Annotated in this window: 17 protein-coding genes; 13 read left to right on the top strand and 4 right to left on the bottom strand. The window is 69.1% G+C overall.

The features are described from left to right. Positions 1-21: 21 nt before the first annotated feature. Positions 22-597, bottom strand: a complete 576-nt coding sequence (locus ACIGFL_RS03900; RefSeq protein WP_122108334.1) for an ACP phosphodiesterase — start codon at positions 595-597, stop codon at positions 22-24. 102 nt (positions 598-699) lie between these two features. Between ACIGFL_RS03900 and ACIGFL_RS03895 the strand changes: the two genes are divergently transcribed. Together ACIGFL_RS03895 and ACIGFL_RS03890 are read left to right on the top strand one after the other, a co-directional pair. Then, positions 700-1,020, top strand: a complete 321-nt coding sequence (locus ACIGFL_RS03895) for a helix-turn-helix transcriptional regulator (RefSeq protein WP_031303395.1) — start codon at positions 700-702, stop codon at positions 1,018-1,020. A 38-nt stretch (positions 1,021-1,058) separates the two neighbouring features. After that, positions 1,059-2,108 (top strand): alkene reductase, encoded by a 1,050-nt coding sequence (locus ACIGFL_RS03890; RefSeq protein ID WP_021444903.1) that lies wholly within the window; start codon positions 1,059-1,061, stop codon positions 2,106-2,108. A 122-nt stretch (positions 2,109-2,230) separates the two neighbouring features. On the opposite strand, the gene ACIGFL_RS03885 is transcribed toward ACIGFL_RS03890, so the two are convergent. Beyond that, positions 2,231-3,076 (bottom strand): ATPase, encoded by an 846-nt coding sequence (locus ACIGFL_RS03885; RefSeq protein ID WP_397496194.1) that lies wholly within the window; start codon positions 3,074-3,076, stop codon positions 2,231-2,233. Positions 3,077-3,420: 344 nt separating this feature from the next. Here ACIGFL_RS03885 and ACIGFL_RS03880 point away from each other — a divergent pair, with 344 nt between their 5' ends. Then, complete coding sequence (locus tag ACIGFL_RS03880; RefSeq protein ID WP_021445244.1) at positions 3,421-3,711, top strand: hypothetical protein; 291 nt, start codon at positions 3,421-3,423, stop codon at positions 3,709-3,711. Between the two features lie 103 nt (positions 3,712-3,814). On the opposite strand, the gene ACIGFL_RS03875 is transcribed toward ACIGFL_RS03880, so the two are convergent. Continuing rightward, positions 3,815-4,807 carry an NAD-dependent epimerase/dehydratase family protein gene (locus tag ACIGFL_RS03875; RefSeq protein WP_397496193.1) on the bottom strand — a complete coding sequence of 331 codons (993 nt, stop codon included), beginning with the start codon at positions 4,805-4,807 and terminating at the stop codon, positions 3,815-3,817. 177 nt (positions 4,808-4,984) lie between these two features. On the opposite strand from ACIGFL_RS03875, the gene ACIGFL_RS03870 reads away from it, so the two are divergent. Next, on the top strand, positions 4,985-6,046 hold the full coding sequence (locus ACIGFL_RS03870; protein WP_397496192.1) for a saccharopine dehydrogenase family protein: 1,062 nt from the start codon (positions 4,985-4,987) through the stop codon (positions 6,044-6,046). Between the two features lie 63 nt (positions 6,047-6,109). On the opposite strand, the gene ACIGFL_RS03865 is transcribed toward ACIGFL_RS03870, so the two are convergent. Then, the gene (locus tag ACIGFL_RS03865; RefSeq protein ID WP_397496191.1) at positions 6,110-7,003 is read right to left on the bottom strand and encodes a LysR family transcriptional regulator ArgP; all 894 of its coding nucleotides are present in this window, start codon (positions 7,001-7,003) and stop codon (positions 6,110-6,112) included. Between the two features lie 95 nt (positions 7,004-7,098). Between ACIGFL_RS03865 and ACIGFL_RS03860 the strand changes: the two genes are divergently transcribed. The 9 genes from ACIGFL_RS03860 to arcA all read left to right on the top strand — a co-directional run bounded on the left by ACIGFL_RS03860 (position 7,099) and on the right by arcA (position 18,056). After that, positions 7,099-7,512: an ACT domain-containing protein gene (locus ACIGFL_RS03860; protein WP_397496190.1), complete on the top strand. Its 414-nt coding sequence runs from the start codon at positions 7,099-7,101 to the stop codon at positions 7,510-7,512. Then, positions 7,512-8,114 (top strand): LysE/ArgO family amino acid transporter, encoded by a 603-nt coding sequence (locus ACIGFL_RS03855; protein ID WP_397496189.1) that lies wholly within the window; start codon positions 7,512-7,514, stop codon positions 8,112-8,114. Before ACIGFL_RS03860 ends, ACIGFL_RS03855 begins: the two co-directional genes overlap by 1 nt. A gap of 39 nt (positions 8,115-8,153) precedes the next feature. Continuing rightward, positions 8,154-9,110 (top strand): LysR family transcriptional regulator, encoded by a 957-nt coding sequence (locus ACIGFL_RS03850; protein WP_021444120.1) that lies wholly within the window; start codon positions 8,154-8,156, stop codon positions 9,108-9,110. 90 nt (positions 9,111-9,200) lie between these two features. Next, positions 9,201-9,377: a hypothetical protein gene (locus ACIGFL_RS03845; RefSeq protein WP_021444121.1), complete on the top strand. Its 177-nt coding sequence runs from the start codon at positions 9,201-9,203 to the stop codon at positions 9,375-9,377. Positions 9,378-9,491: 114 nt separating this feature from the next. After that, a complete protein-coding gene (locus tag ACIGFL_RS03840) occupies positions 9,492-9,719 on the top strand; it encodes a DUF2790 domain-containing protein (RefSeq protein ID WP_122108323.1) in 228 nt (75 codons plus the stop codon). Positions 9,720-10,094: 375 nt separating this feature from the next. Next, positions 10,095-14,030 (top strand): trifunctional transcriptional regulator/proline dehydrogenase/L-glutamate gamma-semialdehyde dehydrogenase, encoded by a 3,936-nt coding sequence (gene putA, locus ACIGFL_RS03835; RefSeq protein ID WP_397496188.1) that lies wholly within the window; start codon positions 10,095-10,097, stop codon positions 14,028-14,030. 115 nt (positions 14,031-14,145) lie between these two features. Then, complete coding sequence (gene proC / locus ACIGFL_RS03830) at positions 14,146-14,937, top strand: pyrroline-5-carboxylate reductase (protein WP_397496187.1); 792 nt, start codon at positions 14,146-14,148, stop codon at positions 14,935-14,937. 424 nt (positions 14,938-15,361) lie between these two features. Beyond that, on the top strand, positions 15,362-16,789 hold the full coding sequence (gene arcD / locus ACIGFL_RS03825) for an arginine-ornithine antiporter (RefSeq protein WP_397496186.1): 1,428 nt from the start codon (positions 15,362-15,364) through the stop codon (positions 16,787-16,789). Between the two features lie 16 nt (positions 16,790-16,805). Continuing rightward, on the top strand, positions 16,806-18,056 hold the full coding sequence (gene arcA, locus ACIGFL_RS03820; RefSeq protein ID WP_397496185.1) for an arginine deiminase: 1,251 nt from the start codon (positions 16,806-16,808) through the stop codon (positions 18,054-18,056). Positions 18,057-18,093: the final 37 nt, after the last annotated feature.

Below are 18,093 nucleotides of genomic sequence, written 5' to 3'. Positions count from 1 at the left end.
CGGCGCACCGGGGCAATCGCCTCAACCCCGCTCGCCGCGGGCGAACGCCATCAGCTCGGGGTAGAAGGCGCGGAAATCCTCGCTCAGCGGCTGGTACAGGCGCTCCAGCTCGCCCAGGCTGCCGTCGAGCAGCTGCGGTCGCGACAGCCGCCGCTGCATGCCGGCGATCACCTGCTCCAGCACCGCGAACTCGCGGTAGCTGCCGAGCCAGTCCTGCGCCGCCATGCGCGGCGCGATCAGCGCCAGGCGCCCGGGCAGCTGGGGCTCATCGGCCAGCACCCGGTACACCCGCGCGGTAAAGGCCTCCAGCGGCTGCTCGGCGTAGTCGGCCCAGTCGCGCGCCAGGCAGTGGTCGAAGAACAGGTCCAGCAGCATGCCGGCCGTGCGCCGCCGCGCGGCGGGGAAGCGCGCCCGCGCACGCGCCTGCAGCGGGTGGCTGTCGGTGAAGGCGTCGATGCGCCGGTGCAGGCGGATGGCCGCCTCGATTTCCGCCGGCCACTGCCCGCCCAGCGGCCCCTTGACGAAATCGCCGTAGAGGCTGCCGAGCAGTTGCGGCGGGGCAGCGCCGCCGAGGTGCAGGTGGGCCAGGTAGTTCATGCGCCGAGCTTAACCGGCCGCCTCGCAGAATCGAAGCCGTCGATAACGGCTATCGGCACAAACGATCTGTATATCGCCACAGACCGATATAAGGTTCGTCCCATGCCGATACAGCGAACCCACACCATGGACCTCGACGCCATCATCAAAGCCCTCGCCCACCCGGTGCGGCGCGACATCCTGCACTGGCTGAAGGAGCCCGAGCGCCACTTCGCCGACCAGGAGCATCCGCTCGAGATCGGCGTGTGCGCCGGCAAGATCAACCAGCGCTGCGGGCTGTCGCAGTCCACCGTGTCGGCGCACCTGGCCACCCTGCAGCGCGCCGGTCTGGTGAGCAGCCGCAAGGTTGGCCAGTGGCACTTCTTCAAGCGCAACGAGGCGACCATCCAGGCCTTCGTCGAACGCCTCGGCCAGCAACTCTGAACATCCTTTTCCCAATCGCTCCCCACGGAGGATTCACCATGCCCACGCTCTTCGACCCGATCCAGATCGGCGACCTCGCCCTGAACAACCGCATCATCATGGCGCCACTGACCCGCACCCGCGCCGACGAAGGCCGCGTGCCCAACGCGCTGATGGCCGAGTACTACGTGCAGCGCGCCTCGGCCGGGCTGATCATCAGCGAGGCCACCGCGGTCACGCCGATGGGCGTCGGCTACCCGGACACGCCCGGCATCTGGTCGGAGGCGCAGATCCGCGGCTGGAGCAACGTGACCAAGGCGGTGCACGCCAACGGCGGCAAGATCGTCCTGCAGCTGTGGCACGTCGGGCGCATCTCCGACCCGATCTACCTGAACGGCGAACTGCCGGTGGCGCCGAGCGCGATCAAGCCGGCCGGCCACGTCAGCCTGGTGCGCCCGATCAAGGAGTTCGTCACCCCGCGCGCGCTGGAAACCGAGGAAATCGCCGATATCGTCGAGGCCTACCGCCAGGGCGCGGAGAACGCCAAGGCCGCCGGTTTCGACGGCGTGGAGATCCACGGCGCCAACGGCTACCTGCTCGACCAGTTCCTGCAGAGCAGCACCAACCAGCGCACCGACCGCTACGGCGGCAGCCTGGAGAACCGCGCGCGTCTGCTGCTGGAAGTCACCGATGCCGCCATCGAGGTGTGGGGTGCCGGCCGCGTCGGCGTGCACCTGGCGCCGCGTGCCGACGCCCACGACATGGGCGATGCCAACCGCGCCGAGACCTTCACCTACGTCGCCCGCGAGCTGGGCAAGCGCGGCATCGCCTTTATCTGCGCACGCGAGCAGGAAGCCGACGACAGCCTGTCGCCGAGCCTGAAGGAAGCCTTCGGCGGCGTCTTCATCGCCAACGAGCGTTTCACCAAGGATCAGGCCAATGCCTGGCTGGCCGAGGGCAAGGCCGATGCGGTGGCCTTCGGCATCCCCTTTATTGCCAACCCGGACCTGCCGGCCCGCCTGCTGCAGGACGCGCCGCTCAACGAACCGCAGCCGCAGACCTTCTACAGCGCCGGCCCGGTGGGTTACATCGACTATCCGCGGCTGTAAGCCCGGCAACGAAACGCACCGCTGAAGCGCCTCCCACCCACAGCGCCTGTGGAAGGGGCTTCAGCCGCGAGCGTAAACGCACAAGCCCCGCATTGCGGGGCTTGTGCGTTTACCGCGGCGCCTCAGCGCGCGTCGAGCTGCTGCTGCAGGTTGATCACCTGGCTCTGCAGGGTGTTGATGTTGCGCGTCATCTGCGCGCGGAAGGCGTCGAACTCGGCGGTGTTGGGGCCGGCGCTGGCGGCAGGGCGGCTGTCCAGCTCGCTGCGCAGCACCAGCAGGTCCTGTTCCAGGCGCTGGATGGCCTGGGCCGGGTTGCCCTGCTGCTTCAGCGTGTCGATCTCGCCGCTCAGGCTCTTGATCCGGCCATCGAGCTTGGCCAGTTCGGCCTGCGCCGCCTTGGCCTCGCCCTGCGCGTTCTTCAGCGCGGCCTGCTCGCTGCTCAGCGCCTGCAGGCGCTTGTCGAAGGCGGCGCTGGCGCCGAGGCCGCTTTTCAGCTCGCTGCCCAGCTGCTCGAGGCGCTTGTCCAGCGCGGCCTGCGCGCTGGCGGCCTGTTGCTGCTGCTTGCCCAGCTCGGCGAGGCGATTCTCCAGCTGCTTGACCTGCAGCTTGAGCGCCTCGCTGCCGCTGGTGACGTTCGACTCGGTGGCCACCACCTTGCCGGAGATGTCCTGGATGCGCCCGGCAGCCTCCTCGCTGATGCGCGCGAAGCTTTCCTGGGTCGCCACCAGGCGCTGCTCCATCAGGCCGATCTGCTGCAGGCTCCACCAGCCGAGGCCGCCCAGGGCGATGCTCAGCGCGCCGACCAGCGCCCACAGCGGGCCGGTGCTGGCGCCTTTGCCCGCCGCCGGGCCGGCCGGCGCGCGCTGCGGGCGCGGGGCCGGCTCGTCCTGGGGCTCGGCGAATTCCTCGCGGCGCCCGGGCGTCAGGCTGGGCAGGTGATCGAGCTCGTCGTGGGCATCGTTGCGCATGGTCGGACCTTTGTCTGGAACGGGGTAAACGAAAGTGCCGCGCAGTATACCGATTCGCCGATGGCCGATCAGCGCCGCGCCAAGCAGGTGCGCGGCGCACCGACGAAGGGCGCGACAGCCTCATCGACCCGCCGCCAGCCCCGTGGTTCCGCGTTTTTTTGAACTGGTACGCAGTTTGCTGAGGATCACTCGAGTTCAGCGACGGGCGGCCTTGGAGCCGCTCGTGCTCCGCGGCGCGGCGCCGCGGGCGATGGGCAGCCAGGCGAGGGAATACGCCGGGCCCGGTCACACAGGCGTCAGGACGAGGCCAGGGGTGACCCTTCAACCAACCTGGGGGAAGCGGCATGGAACTGAACAAAGCGCTATTGGACTGCATGCAAGCCTTGCGTCGCCGGCTGCGCGACGAACTGGCCCTGGATATCCGCCTGAGCCAGAGCGATGCGGTGATCGCCATGCTCGGCGGCTGCCTGCAGTCGAGCGACGAAGAAACCCGTCGGCTCGGCCAGCGCCTGGCCGAACTCGCCGATCAACGCCCGCCGACGCCCGCCGCCAAGCCGGTGGCCAGCGTGGCGCTGCCACAGGCGGCGCCCAGCGGCTCGGTGCGCATCTATCGCGGCCAGCGCGTCTATGCCTGAGTGGCTGGCAGGCGACACTCCGCTTGGCCGCGCCGCATCGGCCCTGCTCCAGGCCGTTCGCGGCCGAAGCCGCTGCTGCAGGACGACCTGCGCCCGTGTTTTATCAGGCGCGCGACTGCACCTGCCACCAGGTGCAGAACTCGTCCAGCGCATCCCACAGGCTGGCCCTGGGCTCATAGTCGAGGTACTGCCGCGCGCGGTCGATATTCAGCGAGAAATCCCTGGCCATCACCGCCACGCCGAGGCGGAACAGGCTCGGCTCCGGGCGCCCCGGCAGCAGCTTGCACACGCCCTCGTTGAGGCAGGCGGCGGCGTAGGCCAGCGGGTAAGGCACATGGCGGGTCACCGGCGGCAGCTCCAGGCGGCGCAGCACGTAATTGACCACGTCCCACAGCGGCACCGGCGCGCCGTTGCTGATGTTGTACACCTGGCCCAGCGCCGGGCCGGCGGCCAGCAGGGCGCTGAGCAGGGCGTCGTTGAGGTTGTGCACATTGGTGAAGTCGACCTTGTTCAGGCCGTTGCCGATGATCGCCAGGCGGCCCTTGCGCTGCATGCCGATCAGCCGCGGGAAGATGCTGGTGTCGCCGGCGCCGGTGACGAAGCGCGGGCGCAGGGCGATCACCTCGAGGCCGAACTCCTGGGCGGCGAACACCTGCTGCTCGGCCAGGTACTTGGTCTTGCCGTAGTGATCGGAGATGCGCTTGGGCACCTGCTCCTCGCGAATATCGACATGAGATTTTCCATCGAAATAGATCGACGGCGACGACAGGTGCACCAGGCGCCGCACCTTCTGCTTCAGGCAGGCCTCGATGACGTTCTCGGTGACCGTCACGTTGGCCTGGTGGAAATGCGCGTAGTCGCCCCACACCCCCACCGCGCCGGCGCAGTGCACCACCGCCTCGACGTCGCGGCACAGCGCCAGGGCCAGATCGGCGTCGCCGAGATCGCCCTGGACGAACTCCGCGCCGCGCTTGATCAGGTGCTGCACGCCCTCGGCGCGGCGGCCGGTGACCCGCACCGCCAGGCCCTGTTCGAGCGCGAAGCGGGCGAAACGCCCGCCGATGAATCCGCTCGCGCCGGTGACCAGAATCTTCATCGCCACTCCCCCGTGGTGCTGCCGTTTGCCGCACTCTAGCAGCGCCACGCCGCCTGCGCGCTGTCGGCGGCGGCCAGAACAGCGACCGCGCAGGCCGATGGATGGGCGCTGCGCCGCCGCGACGCGGGTATAACGGCTACCCTGCACGACACCCCATCGACGCAACAGGACGCTCCCATGGCCAAGCAACACTGGATGATCTACGGCGCCAACGGCTACACCGGTCACCTGCTCGCCGCCGAGGCGCAGCGCCAGGGCCTGCGGCCCATTCTCGCCGGCCGCAACCCGGCGGCGGTGCACGCCCTCGGCAGCCTGCTGGGGCTCGACTGCCGCATCTTCGACATCCAGCAGCCGCAACGGGCACGCGAGGCCCTGGCCGACGTCGCGGTGGTGGCCCACTGTGCCGGGCCCTTCTCCGCCACCAGCGCGCCGATGCTCGACGCCTGCCTGGCCAGCGCCAGCCATTATGTCGACATCACCGGCGAAATCTCGGTGTTCGAGGCGGCGTTCGCCCGCGACGCGCAATTCCGGGAGCGCGGCATCGTGGCCTGTCCGGGCGTCGGCTTCGACGTGATTCCCAGCGACTGCCTGGCCGCCTGCCTGCACCAGGCGCTGCCCGATGCGACGCACCTGGCGCTGGGCTTCGACACCGCCAGCGGGCTGTCGCCGGGCACCGCCAAGACCACCGTGGAAGGCCTGCACCTGGGCGGCAAGGTGCGCCGCGCGGGGATCGTCACCGACGTGCCGCTGGGCTATCGGCGCCGCACCATCGACTTCGGCCGCGGCGCCAAGGACGCCGTGACCATTCCCTGGGGCGACGTCGCCACCGCCTACCACTCCACCGGCATCGGCAATATCGAGGTCTACCTGCCGGCGCCCAAGGCGCTGGCCATCGGCATGCGCCTGCTCGATCCGCTGCGCCCGCTGTTCGGCCTGGCCAGCGTGCAGGCCTGGCTCAAGCGCCAGGTGGACAGGCGCGTGCAAGGCCCCGACGCGGCCAGCCGCGAGCGCCTGCGCACCTGGCTGTGGGGCGAGGTGCGCAATGCCGCCGGCGTCGTGCGCACGGCCCACCTGCAAACCGCCAACGGCTACGAGGTGACGGTGCACGGCAGCTTGCTGGCGGTGCGCCACCTGCTCGACTACCAGGGCCGCGGCGGCTACTTCACCCCGTCGCAGCTGTTCGGCGCGCGCTGCGTGGAACAGCTGCCGGGCTGCGGGCCGATTCGTCTCGATAGCTAGCACGGCGTACCGCCGCCGTGGACAGGCCGCCGGCTTGTCCCGGGCCGCCCGCCTGGTTCGCGCCTAGCCCTGTTGCACCAGGGCGCCGGCGGCGGCGCGGCGCAGCTGCTCGGTGAGCCCTGCCAGCAGCTCGCCGCCGTTGCGCCAGTGATGCCAGTAAAGCGGCACGTCGATAGAACGCCCGGGCACCAGTTCCACCAGCGCGCCGCGCGCCAGCTCGCCGCGCACCTGCAGCTCCGGCACCAAGCCCCAGCCCAGGCCGCCTTCGGTCAGGCGCACGAAGCCTTCCGAGGACGGGCACAGGTGGTAGGCGAAGCCGCCCGCCACGCCGAGCTCGGCCAGGTAGCGGTGCTGCAGTTGATCGTCCGGACCGAAGACGATGGCCGGCGCCCGCGCCAGCGCCGCGGCCGTGACCCCGTCGGCAAAATGCCGGGCGACGAAGGCCGGGCTGGCCAGCGCGCGATAACGCATCGCCCCCAGCGCCAGGCTGCGCGCGCCGGCCACCGGGCGCTCGGCGGCGCACACGCAGCCGGCCACCTCGCCGGCGCGCATGCGCTTGAGGCCGACCTCCTGGTCCTCCACCACCAGCTCCAGCAGTAGCCGCTGGCGCGCGCAGAAGCCACCCACCGCCGCCGCCCACCAGGTCGCCAGGCTGTCGGCGTTGAGGGCGATACGCAGGCGCTCCGGGGTCGCCGCCTCGTCCAGCGCCGGCACCTGGCCCTGCAGGTCGCGTTCGAGCAGGCGCACCTGCTGCACATGGTTGAGCAGGCGACGGCCGATCTCGGTGGGCGTCGGCGGCGTGGCGCGCACCAGCACCGGCTGGCCGACCCGCGCCTCGAGCAGCTTGATCCGTTGCGACACGGCCGACTGCGACAGGCCCAGCACCTGCGCCGCACGGTCGAAGCCGGCCTGCTCCACCACCGCCGCCAGGGCGGCGAGCAACTTATAGTCGAACAATCGATTTACCTAATGAGAGATCAGCAATATTGGTTTCTCTTATACCGCCACAGCCGCCAGACTCGCCAGCACTCAGCCCATTTCAGGAGCCTGCCATGTCCGGCGAAACCAACCTCGCGCGCCTGCTGCAGAGCATGACGCCGCACCTCAACCCGGGGCAGTACGTGTTCTGCTGCGTCGCCGCCGATCGCGACTGCAGCGCCCTACAGCCGCTGGCCAGCATGCGCGAAGGCGAAGGCCTGAGCCTGGTGCTGCCGCGCGAAGTCGCCGATGCCCATGGCCTGAGCTACGACTACGTCGCCGCCTGGATCACCCTCGAGGTGCACTCCTCGCTGGCGGCGGTGGGCCTGACCGCGTCCTTCTCCGCCGCCCTGGCCCAGGCCGGGATCAGCTGCAACGTGATCGCCGGCGTTCATCACGACCACCTGTTCGTGCCCCTCGAACGGGCCGAGAAGGCGCTGTCGACCCTGCACGCCCTGGCGGCGGCGTCCATGCCGGAGCCCCGGTGATGTGGCAGAGCTACAGCAACGGCCTGCTGGTGGCCATCGGCCTGATCATGGCCATCGGCGCGCAGAACGCCTTCGTCCTGGCGCAGAGCCTGCGCCGCGAGCATCACCTGCCGGTGGCGGCGCTGTGCATCCTCTGCGACGCCGTGCTGGTGGCCGCCGGGGTGTTCGGCCTGGCCGCGCTGCTGGCGCAGAGCCCGACGCTGCTGGCCATCGCCCGCTGGGGCGGCGCCGCGTTTCTGATCTGGTACGGCAGCCAGGCCCTGCTGCGCGCCGCGCGCCCGCAGTCGCTGCAGGCCGTCGACAGCCAGCCGCGCTCGCTGCGCGCGGTGCTGCTCGCCGCCCTGGCGGTGACCCTGCTCAACCCGCACGTGTACCTGGACACCGTGCTGCTGATCGGCTCGCTCGGCGCCCAGCAGCCGGTGCCCGGCGCCTATGCCGCCGGCGCCGCCAGCGCGTCCCTGCTGTGGTTCGCCAGCCTGGCCCTCGGCGCCGCCTGGCTCTCGCCCTGGCTGGCGCGACCGCTGACCTGGCGGCTGATCGACCTGGGCGTGGCGGCGATGATGTTCGCGGTGGCCGCGCAGCTGATGCTGGGGGCTCTGTAGTCGCGCATAATCCCCTGGCCTCTTACGCCAGGAGCAACAATGGATACCTTGCACAGCATGCGCGTGTTCGTCCGGGTGATCGACGACGGCAGCTTCACCGCCGCCGCCCAGGCGCTGGATTTGTCCACCGCGCAGGTGTCGCGGCTGGTCGCCGATCTGGAGCAGCAGCTGCAGGCACGCCTGCTGCATCGCACCACCCGGCGCCTGGCGCTGACCGAGACCGGCGAGCGCTACCTGGAGCGCTGCCGGCAGATTCTCGCCCAGGTCGACGAGGCCGCCGCCGAGGCGCGTGGCGCCCACCTCACCCCCAGCGGCCGGCTGCGCGTGCACACCATGACCGGCCTCGGCCTGCAGCACCTGACGCCGCTGATCGCGCGCTACGCCGAACGGCATCCGCAGGTGGTGGTGGAACTGACCCTGGCGCAGCGCACCCCGGACCTGCTGGAAGACGGCCACGACGTGACCATCGCCTTCGCCCGCGACCTGCCCGACTCGCAACTGGTGGCGCAGCGCCTGGGCCCGGTGTACAGCGTGCTGTGCGCCGCGCCCAGCTACCTGGCCGAGCACGGCGTACCGCAGCAGCCGGGCGATCTGCAGCGGCACCGTTACCTGCGCCTGACCGACCCGCTGTACCGCGGCCAGTGGGATTTCGGCGACGAGCAGCTGGACGCCCTGCCGGCCGAGAGCTTCCAGGTCAACGTCGCCGAGGCGCTGGTCAAGGCGGCGCAGGCGGGCATGGGCTTCTGCCTGCTGCCCTCGTTCGTCGCCAGCCAGCCGCTACGCGAGGGGCGCCTGCTGCGCATCCTGCCGCAGCACCGCCTGCGCGCCCTGAGCATCTACGCGCTGTACCCGTCGCGGCGCTTTCTCGACGCCAAGACGCGCACCTGGGTGGATTTCCTCAAGGCCGAACTGCCGCCGCTGCTGGCCGCCGACGAAGCGGTGCTGGACGACCCGGCCTGCTGGGCGGAGGCCGGGCAATTGTTACGTCACAGGTAAAGGTCATTCACCTGTCGCTGTCTGTTTCATGGTCCTGCGCGCCACTAGCATGGCTTCGAACCCACGAAGAATCCGCCAGAGGATCGTCCCATGAAACAGCTTCTCACTGCCGCCAGCCTGACCCTCGCCACCCTGCTCGCCGCCCAGGCCTGCCTGGCCGAGGAATCCTCCGCCTTCGTCGAGCACCACGCAAAGCTGCAGCAAAACGCCGGCTCGGCGCAGCAGCAGGCGCAACGCACCGCCGACGCCTCCCAGCAACAGGGCTGAGCCCTTCCTCCCGGCGTCGACCTGCCAGCTCCTCGTCGACGTCCCTGGGCCGCCTGCGCGGCCCCTTTTATTCACTCGCGGCGGCGTGCCAGCCGCTACCGATTCGAGGTCACGATGAAGCATCTCGCCTGGTTATTCCCCCTGTCCTTCGCCGCTGCCCTGGCCCACGCCGACGAACCGCAGCACTACCACTACGGCATGCACCTGGACGTGGCCAAGGTCATCAGCCAGAGCCTGCCGCACGGCTGCGAGGTGGGCGAGGCACGCATGGTCTACCTGGACTCGCAAGGCCGGCAGCACACCCTTATCTACCAGCGCCAGGGCGAGGACTGCCATTACTGAGCGCGTCACACGCCCACTGATCGGAGACCGGCTCCGCCCTGCTACAAAGTTCTCTGACAAGGCTACCCTGAGTGGGTAGCACCCATCCCTCCCTGCCCCTCCAGGCGAGCGAATTCGGTTGCACCCAAGCAACGTGAGGCCAGTCAGATCGCAGCAGGCGCAGCCATGTCGAGCCCTACCCGCCCATCGCGACAGCATCCCCCTCGAATCCCGCGCCCCCTGAAAACCTGGCTTAGGCCAAATTTCAAACACCCGAATCAACGTCCGTCGCACCGAGCGAAATCAAAGGTTGCACCTGGTTGCACCCAAGATGGATGCAGGTTTAATCTCCCGCAGCTTTTTTTGCCGTGCATCACCTGACAAGTAGGACTCCCCATGGCCACCACCACCCTTGGCGTAAAACTCGACGATGCCACCCGCGACCGCCTGAAGCAGGCCGCCCAGTCCATCGACCGCACCCCGCACTGGCTGATCAAGCAGGCGATCTTCAATTATCTGGAGCAGGTCGAGGGTGGCCTGACCCCGGCCGAGCATGCCGGCCTGGCCGCCGCAGCCGGCGAGGAGGCGGTGGAGCACCTGAACGAGGCGGGCCTGCAGGTATTCCTCGACTTCGCCGAAAGCATCCTGCCGCAGTCGGTACTGCGCGCCGCCATCACCGCCGCCTACCGCCGCCCGGAAACCGAGGCGCTGCCGATGCTGCTGGAACAGGCGCGCCTGCCCAAGGAGCTGGCCGAGGCCGCCAACGGCATGGCCCTGGGCATTGCCGAGAAACTGCGCAACCAGAAGAGCGCCGGCGGCCGCCAGGGCCTGGTGCAGGGCCTGCTGCAGGAGTTCTCGCTGTCGTCCCAGGAAGGCGTGGCGCTGATGTGCCTGGCCGAGGCGCTGCTGCGCATCCCGGACAAGGCCACCCGTGACGCCCTGATCCGCGACAAGATCGCCAACGGCAACTGGAGCCAGCACCTCGGCCAGAGCCCGTCGATGTTCGTCAACGCCGCCAGCTGGGGCCTGCTGATCACCGGCAAGCTGGTGTCCACCCACAACGAGGCCGGCCTCACCTCCTCGCTCAACCGCCTGATCGGCAAGAGCGGCGAGCCGGTGATCCGCAAGGGCGTGGACATGGCCATGCGCCTGATGGGCGAGCAGTTCGTCACCGGCGAGACCATCGGCGAGGCCCTGGCCAACGCCAGCAACATGGAAGCCCGCGGCTTCCGCTACTCCTACGACATGCTCGGCGAAGCCGCGCTGACCGAGGAAGACGCCAAGCGCTACCTGGCCTCCTACGAGCAGGCCATCCACGCCATCGGCAAGGCCTCCCACGGCCGCGGCATCTACGAAGGCCCGGGCATCTCGATCAAGCTCTCGGCGCTGCACCCGCGTTACAGCCGCGCCCAGTACGACCGGGTGATGGACGAACTGTTCCCGATCCTGCTCGGCCTGACCAAGCTGGCCAAGCAGTACGACATCGGCCTGAACATCGACGCCGAGGAAGCCGACCGCCTGGAAATCTCCCTCGACCTGCTCGAGCGCCTGTGCTTCGCCCCCGAGCTGGCCGGCTGGAACGGCATCGGTTTCGTCATCCAGGCCTACCAGAAGCGCTGCCCCTACGTGATCGACTACGTCATCGACCTGGCCAAGCGCAGCCGCCATCGCCTGATGATCCGCCTGGTCAAGGGCGCCTACTGGGACAGCGAGATCAAGCTGGCCCAGGTGGGCGGTCTGGAAGGCTACCCGGTGTACACCCGCAAGCCCTACACCGACGTGTCCTACATCGCCTGCGCGCGCAAGCTGCTGGCCGTGCCGGAAGCCATCTACCCGCAGTTCGCCACCCACAACGCCCACTCGCTGTCGGCCATCTACCAGCTGGCCGGGCAGAACTACTACCCGGGCCAGTACGAGTTCCAGTGCCTGCACGGCATGGGCGAGCCGCTCTACGAGCAGGTGGTCGGCTCGCTCAAGGACGGCAAGTACGCCCGTCCGTGCCGCATCTACGCCCCGGTCGGCAGCCACGAGACGCTGCTGGCCTACCTGGTGCGTCGCCTGCTGGAAAACGGCGCCAACACCAGCTTCGTCAACCGCATCGCCGACCACAGCATCTCGCTCAAGGACCTGGTGCTCGACCCGGTGCAGCAGGTCGAGCAGATGGCCGCCCAGGAAGGCACCCTCGGCCTGCCGCACCCGCGCATCCCGCTGCCGCGCGATCTGTACGGCGAGGCCCGGCTGAACTCCGAAGGCATCGACCTGGCCAACGAACACCGCCTGGGCTCGCTGTCCTCGGCGCTGCTGTCGTCGACCAACAATAGCTATGTCGCCGGCCCGATCCTTGGTTGCGACACGCCCAATCCGGGCCCGGCCGAGCCGGTGCGCAACCCGGCCGATCAGCGCGACCTGGTCGGCCATGTGCACGAGGCCAGCGAGGCCGACGTCAAGAGTGCGATCCTCTGCGCCCAGTCCAGCGGGCAGATCTGGCAGTCGACCCAGCCGGCCGAACGCGCTGCCGTGCTGGAGCGCGCCGCCGACCAGATGGAAGGCGAGATGCAGCAGCTGATGGGCCTGCTGGTACGCGAATCCGGCAAGACCTTTGCCAACGCCATCGCCGAAGTGCGCGAGGCGGTGGACTTCCTCCGCTACTACGCGGCCCAGGCGCGCAGCTTCAGCAACGACAGCTACCGCCCGCTGGGCCCGGTGGTGTGCATCAGCCCGTGGAACTTCCCCCTGGCGATCTTCACCGGCCAGGTGGCCGCTGCCCTGGCCGCCGGCAACACCGTGCTGGCCAAGCCGGCCGAACAGACCCCGCTGATCGCCGCCCAGGCCGTGCGCATCCTGCTCGAAGCCGGCGTGCCCGGCGGTGCCGTGCAGCTGCTGCCGGGCCGCGGCGAGACCGTCGGCGCGCGCCTGGTGGGCGACGAGCGGGTGCGCGGGGTGATGTTCACCGGCTCCACCGAAGTGGCCGGCATCCTTGCGCGCAACATCGCCGGGCGCCTGGACGCCCAGGGCCGCAGCATTCCGCTGATCGCCGAGACCGGCGGCCTCAACGCCATGATCGTCGACTCCTCGGCGCTGGCCGAGCAGGTGGTGGTCGACGTGGTCAACTCCGCCTTCGACAGCGCCGGCCAGCGTTGCTCGGCGCTGCGCGTGCTGTGCGTGCAGGCCGACGTGGCCGACCGCGTGGTGGCAATGCTCAAGGGCGCCATGGCCGAATACCGCGTCGGCTCGCCGGAGCGCCTGCACACCGACATCGGCCCGGTGATCGACCACGAGGCCAAGGACAATATCGACAACCATATCGCCAAGCTGCGCGAGAAGGGCCGCAAAGTGTTCCAGTGCGCCCGCTTTGAGGCCGAGGAGCTCAAGCGCGGCACCTTCGTGGTACCGACCCTGATCGAGCTGGACAGCTTCGACGAGCTCAAGCGCGAGATCTTCGGCCCGGTGCTGCATGTGGTGCGCTACCAGCGCGCCGACCTGGCCAAGCTGCTGCAGCAGATCAACGACAGCGGCTACGGCCTGACCCTGGGCGTACACACCCGCATCGACGAGACCATCAACCAGGTGGTCAGCAGCGCCAAGGTGGGCAACCTGTACGTCAACCGCAACGTGGTCGGCGCCGTGGTCGGCGTGCAGCCGTTCGGCGGCGAAGGCCTGTCCGGCACCGGCCCCAAGGCCGGCGGCCCGCTGTACCTGTACCGCCTGCTGTCGACCCGTCCGCAGGAAGCCGTGGCCCAGCAGCTGGCCGGCGACAACGTGCAGGCGCTGGACGTGCCGGCCGAGCTGGCCAAGGCACGCACCGCCTTCGCCGAGTGGGCGGCCAAGCAGGAGCCGGCCGTTGCCGCCCTGTTCGAGCAGTACCTGGGCCTGAGCCAGAGCTACAGCAGCCACCTGCTGAGCGGCCCGACCGGCGAGCGCAACAGCTACACCCTGCTGCCGCGCGAGCGCGTGCTGAATCTCGCCGACGAGCGCGGCGACCTGCTGGCGCAACTGGCCGCCACCCTGGCCGTGGGCAGCCGCGCGCTGTGGCTGGAAAGCCAGCGCGGCCTGTACGCCGAGCTGCCCAAGGAGGTGCAGAAGTGCATCGCGCTGGTCGCCGACTGGAGCACGGTCGACGCCGAGTTCGACGCCATCCTCCATCACGGCGACTCCGACCAGCTGCGCGAGGTCTGCCAGCAGGCGGCGCAGCGCAAGGGCGCCATCGTCAGCGTGCACGGCCTGAACAAGGGCGAAACCGATATCCCGCTGGAACGCCTGCTGATCGAGCACGCCCTGAGCGTCAACACCGCGGCAGCCGGCGGCAACGCCAGCCTGATGACCATCGGCTGATGGCCCGTGCCCGGTCGCCGCGAGGCGGCCGGGGTTTGCCGAAACCTTGCCCGGGAAAGCGGCCTGAAAGCTTTCCCGGGCATGCTGCGCCCGCCAAAGGGCTTCAAGGAACAGCATGAACGCACTCTTTATCGGCTACGGCCGCATGGGCAGCGCCATCGGTGCGGCCTGGCTCGAGGCCGGCCTGGCCCAGCGCCTGGTCGCGGTCGACCCGCACGCGCCGGCCGACGCCGCCGTCGCCCATTACCCGGTGCTGGCCCAGGTGCCGGCCCAGCCCTTCGATCTGATCCTGGTCGCTACCAAACCCGGCCATGCCTGTCAGGTGCTCGGCGAGTTGCCCGACGCCCTGTGCCAGCACGCCGTGGTGGTGTCGGTGGCCGCCGGCGTCACCTGCGCCAGCCTCACCGCCGCCCTGCGCGGACGCTGCCCGGTGGTACGCGCCATGCCCAACACCCCGGTGCTGGTCGGCGCCGGCTGCACCGGCCTGTATGGCGACGCCGAGCTGGATAGCGGCAAGCGCGAGCTGATCGGCCGCCTGTTCGGCGCCGTCGGCAGCGCCAGCTGGGTCGAGCGCGAGGAACTGCTGGACGCGGTCACCGCCATCTCCGGCAGTGGCCCGGCCTACTACCACCTGTTCAGCGAGGCGCTGGCCGATGCCGGCATCGCCCTCGGTCTTTCCCCCGAACTGGCCAGGACCCTGGCGGCGCAGACCGCCTTCGGCGCGGCCTCGCTGCAGACCCAGGCCGGTGCGGATTTCGTCGAACTGCGCACGGCAGTGACTTCGCCCAACGGCACCACCGCCGCCGCCATCGCCGTCTTCGAACAGGATCAGGCCCTGCGCCGCCTGGTCGCAGCGGCGGCGCAAGCGGCCCAGCGCCGCTCCCAGGAGCTTTCCCAAGGCGCCTGACCGGCCGCGCCAATTGGCGCGGCCAAGCGCGACACGGCTGCCTGCAGTGGGCTACCCGCCCGGTGTCGCGTTTCCTCCTCTCCGGGCTCGTTTCGAGTCCAGGCACCAGCCTACCCGGCCAGTGCAGCAGCGGGGCCATCCGCCCCGCTCACCCCTCTCCCCGGCCGGCCCTGGCCGGGAGAAATTTTCATTTTGCCGTCCTTGCATTGCCATAAAAGCTGACTAGCGTTTCAACAGTCGGGCGTCGCACAACGCCCGGCGCAGAGCTGCCTTCCTGCCCCCCAGGTGCTCTTCAAAAACGGCTGATCGCTTTCGCGCAAGTGCGTTTGCACAGTTGCCAGCAGCCCGATTGACGCAGATCAGCACGGCTGCCCATCCAAACGCGCTCAATACCCTAGTCGCTCCCCGACATGGAGGTAACGAGATGTCCGATTCGACCCAGAAACTGCGCCTGGCCGCCTTGATCGCCCTGGTGGTCGGCTCCATGGTCGGCGGCGGGATCTTCTCCCTGCCGCAGAACATCGCCGCCAGCGCCGGTGCCGGCGCCACCCTGATCGGCTGGCTGATCACCGGGGTGGGCATGCTGATGCTGGCCTTCGTGTTCCAGACCCTGGCCAACCGCAAGCCCGAGCTCGACGGCGGGGTGTACGCCTACGCCAAGGCCGGCTTCGGCGACTACATGGGCTTCTCCTCGGCCTGGGGCTACTGGATCAGCGCCTGGATCGGCAACGTCAGCTACATGGTGTTGCTGTTCTCCACCCTCGGCTACTTCTTCCCGGTGTTCGGCGAAGGCAACACCCTGCCGGCGGTGATCTGCGCCTCGGTACTGCTCTGGCTGCTGCACTTCCTGGTGCTGCGCGGGATCAAGGAAGCGGCCTTCATCAACACCATCACCACCATCGCCAAGATGCTGCCACTGGCGCTGTTCATCGTCATCGCCGCGGTGGCGTTCAAGCTCGACGTGTTCACCAACGACTTCTGGGGCCACGGCAACCCCGAGCTGGGCAGCGTGATGGACCAGGTGCGCAACATGATGCTGGTCACCGTCTGGGTGTTCATCGGCATCGAGGGCGCGAGCATCTTCTCGGCCCGCGCCGAAAAGCGCAGCGACGTCGGCAAGGCCACGGTGATCGGCTTCATCGGCGTGCTGCTGCTGCTGGTGCTGGTCAACGTGTTGAGCCAGGGCATCATGGCCCAGGCCCAACTGGCCGGGCTGAAGAACCCCTCGATGGCCGGCGTGCTGGAGCAGGTGGTCGGCCCCTGGGGCGCCCAGTTGATCAGCATCGGCTTGCTCGTATCCCTGGCCGGAGCCCTGCTGTCCTGGACCCTGCTGTGTGCCGAGATAATCTACTCCTCGGCCAAAGATCACACGATGCCGGAGTTCCTGCGCAAGGAGAACGCCAACCACGTCCCGGCCAACGCCCTGTGGCTGACCAATGGGCTGATCCAGCTGTTCCTCATCGTCACCCTGTTCAACGCCTCCACCTACCTCAGCCTGCTGTACCTGGCCACCTCGATGATCCTGGTGCCCTACTTCTGGTCCAGCGCCTATGCGCTGCTGCTGGCCTGGCGCGGCGAGACCTACGAGACCGCCGGCGGCGAGCGCAACAAGGACCTGCTGATCGCCCTGATCTCCACCCTCTACGCCGTGTGGCTGGTGTATGCCGCCGGCGTCCAGTACCTGCTGCTCTCCGCCCTGCTCTATGCCCCAGGCGCGATCCTGTTCGCCAAGGCCAAGCGCGAGCTGGGGCAGCCCATCTTCACCGGCGTCGAAAAACTGATCTTCGTCGTCGTGCTGATCGGTGCCGCCATCGCCGCCTACGGGCTGTACGACGGTTTCCTGAGTCTCTAGCGAGAAGGAGTTCGATATGTCCAAGAAAGCCCTCGGCGTCCATTCGGAAGCCGGCAAACTGCACAAGGTGATGGTCTGCTCGCCGGGCCTGGCCCACCTGCGCCTGACCCCGAACAACTGCGACGAGCTGCTGTTCGACGACGTGATCTGGGTGTCCCAGGCCAAACGCGACCACTTCGACTTCATGACCAAGATGCGCGAGCGCGGCATCGAGGTGGTGGAGATGCACAACCTGCTGGAAGAGACGGTGAGAAATCCCCAAGCGCTGCAGTGGATTCTCGACCGCAAGATCACCCCCAACAGCGTCGGCCTCGGCCTGCAGGGCGAGGTGCGCTCCTTTATCGAGGGCCTGGAGGCGCGCAAGATCGCCGAGTTCCTCATTGGCGGCGTATCCGGCGCCGACCTGGTCAGGCACAAGGACTCCGACGCGGCGAAGATGTTCAACGCCTACCTGGGCGAGTCCAGCTTCGTCTTCCCGCCGCTGCCCAACACCCAGTTCACCCGCGACACCACCTGCTGGATCTACGGCGGCGTCACCCTCAACCCCATGTACTGGCCGGCGCGCCGCCAGGAAACCCTGCTGACTACCGCCATCTACAAGTTCCACCCGGACTTCGTCGGCGAGCAGTTCGAAATCTGGTACGGCGACCCGGATCAGGATCACGGCGCCGCCACCCTGGAGGGCGGCGACGTGATGCCGATCGGCAACGGCACCGTGCTGATCGGCATGGGCGAGCGCACCTCGCACCAGGCCATCGGCCAGGTCGCCCAGGCGCTGTTCGCCAAGGGCGCAGCCGAGCGGGTGGTGGTGGCCGGGCTCGGCAAGTCGCGTGCGGCCATGCACCTGGACACCGTGTTCAGCTTCTGCGACCGCGACCTGGTGACCGTCTTCCCGGAAGTGGCCAACTCCATCGTGCCCTTCGTCCTGCGCCCGGACGAGAGCCGCCCCGGCGGCATCGACCTGCGCCGCGAGGACAAGTCCTTCCTCGACGTGGTCGCCGAATCGCTCAACCTGAAGAAACTGCGCGTGGTGGAAACCGGCGGCGACGCCTACGAGGCCGAGCGCGAGCAGTGGGACGACGGCAACAACGTGGTCTGCCTGGAGCCGGGCGTGGTGGTCGGCTACGACCGCAACACCTACACCAACACCCTGCTGCGCAAGGCCGGCGTCGAGGTGGTGACCATCAGCGCCAGCGAACTGGGGCGCGGCCGCGGCGGCGGCCACTGCATGACCTGCCCGATCATCCGCGACCCGATCGATTACTGAACAAGCCAGCCCCGGCGGTCATCCGCCGCCGGGCGCC

The organism is Pseudomonas sp. NPDC077649, from assembly GCF_044542855.1.
Lineage (GTDB): Bacteria > Pseudomonadota > Gammaproteobacteria > Pseudomonadales > Pseudomonadaceae > Aquipseudomonas.
The sequence above is the reverse complement of the archived record's forward strand: the minus strand, read 5'-3'. Positions and strand labels throughout refer to the sequence as shown.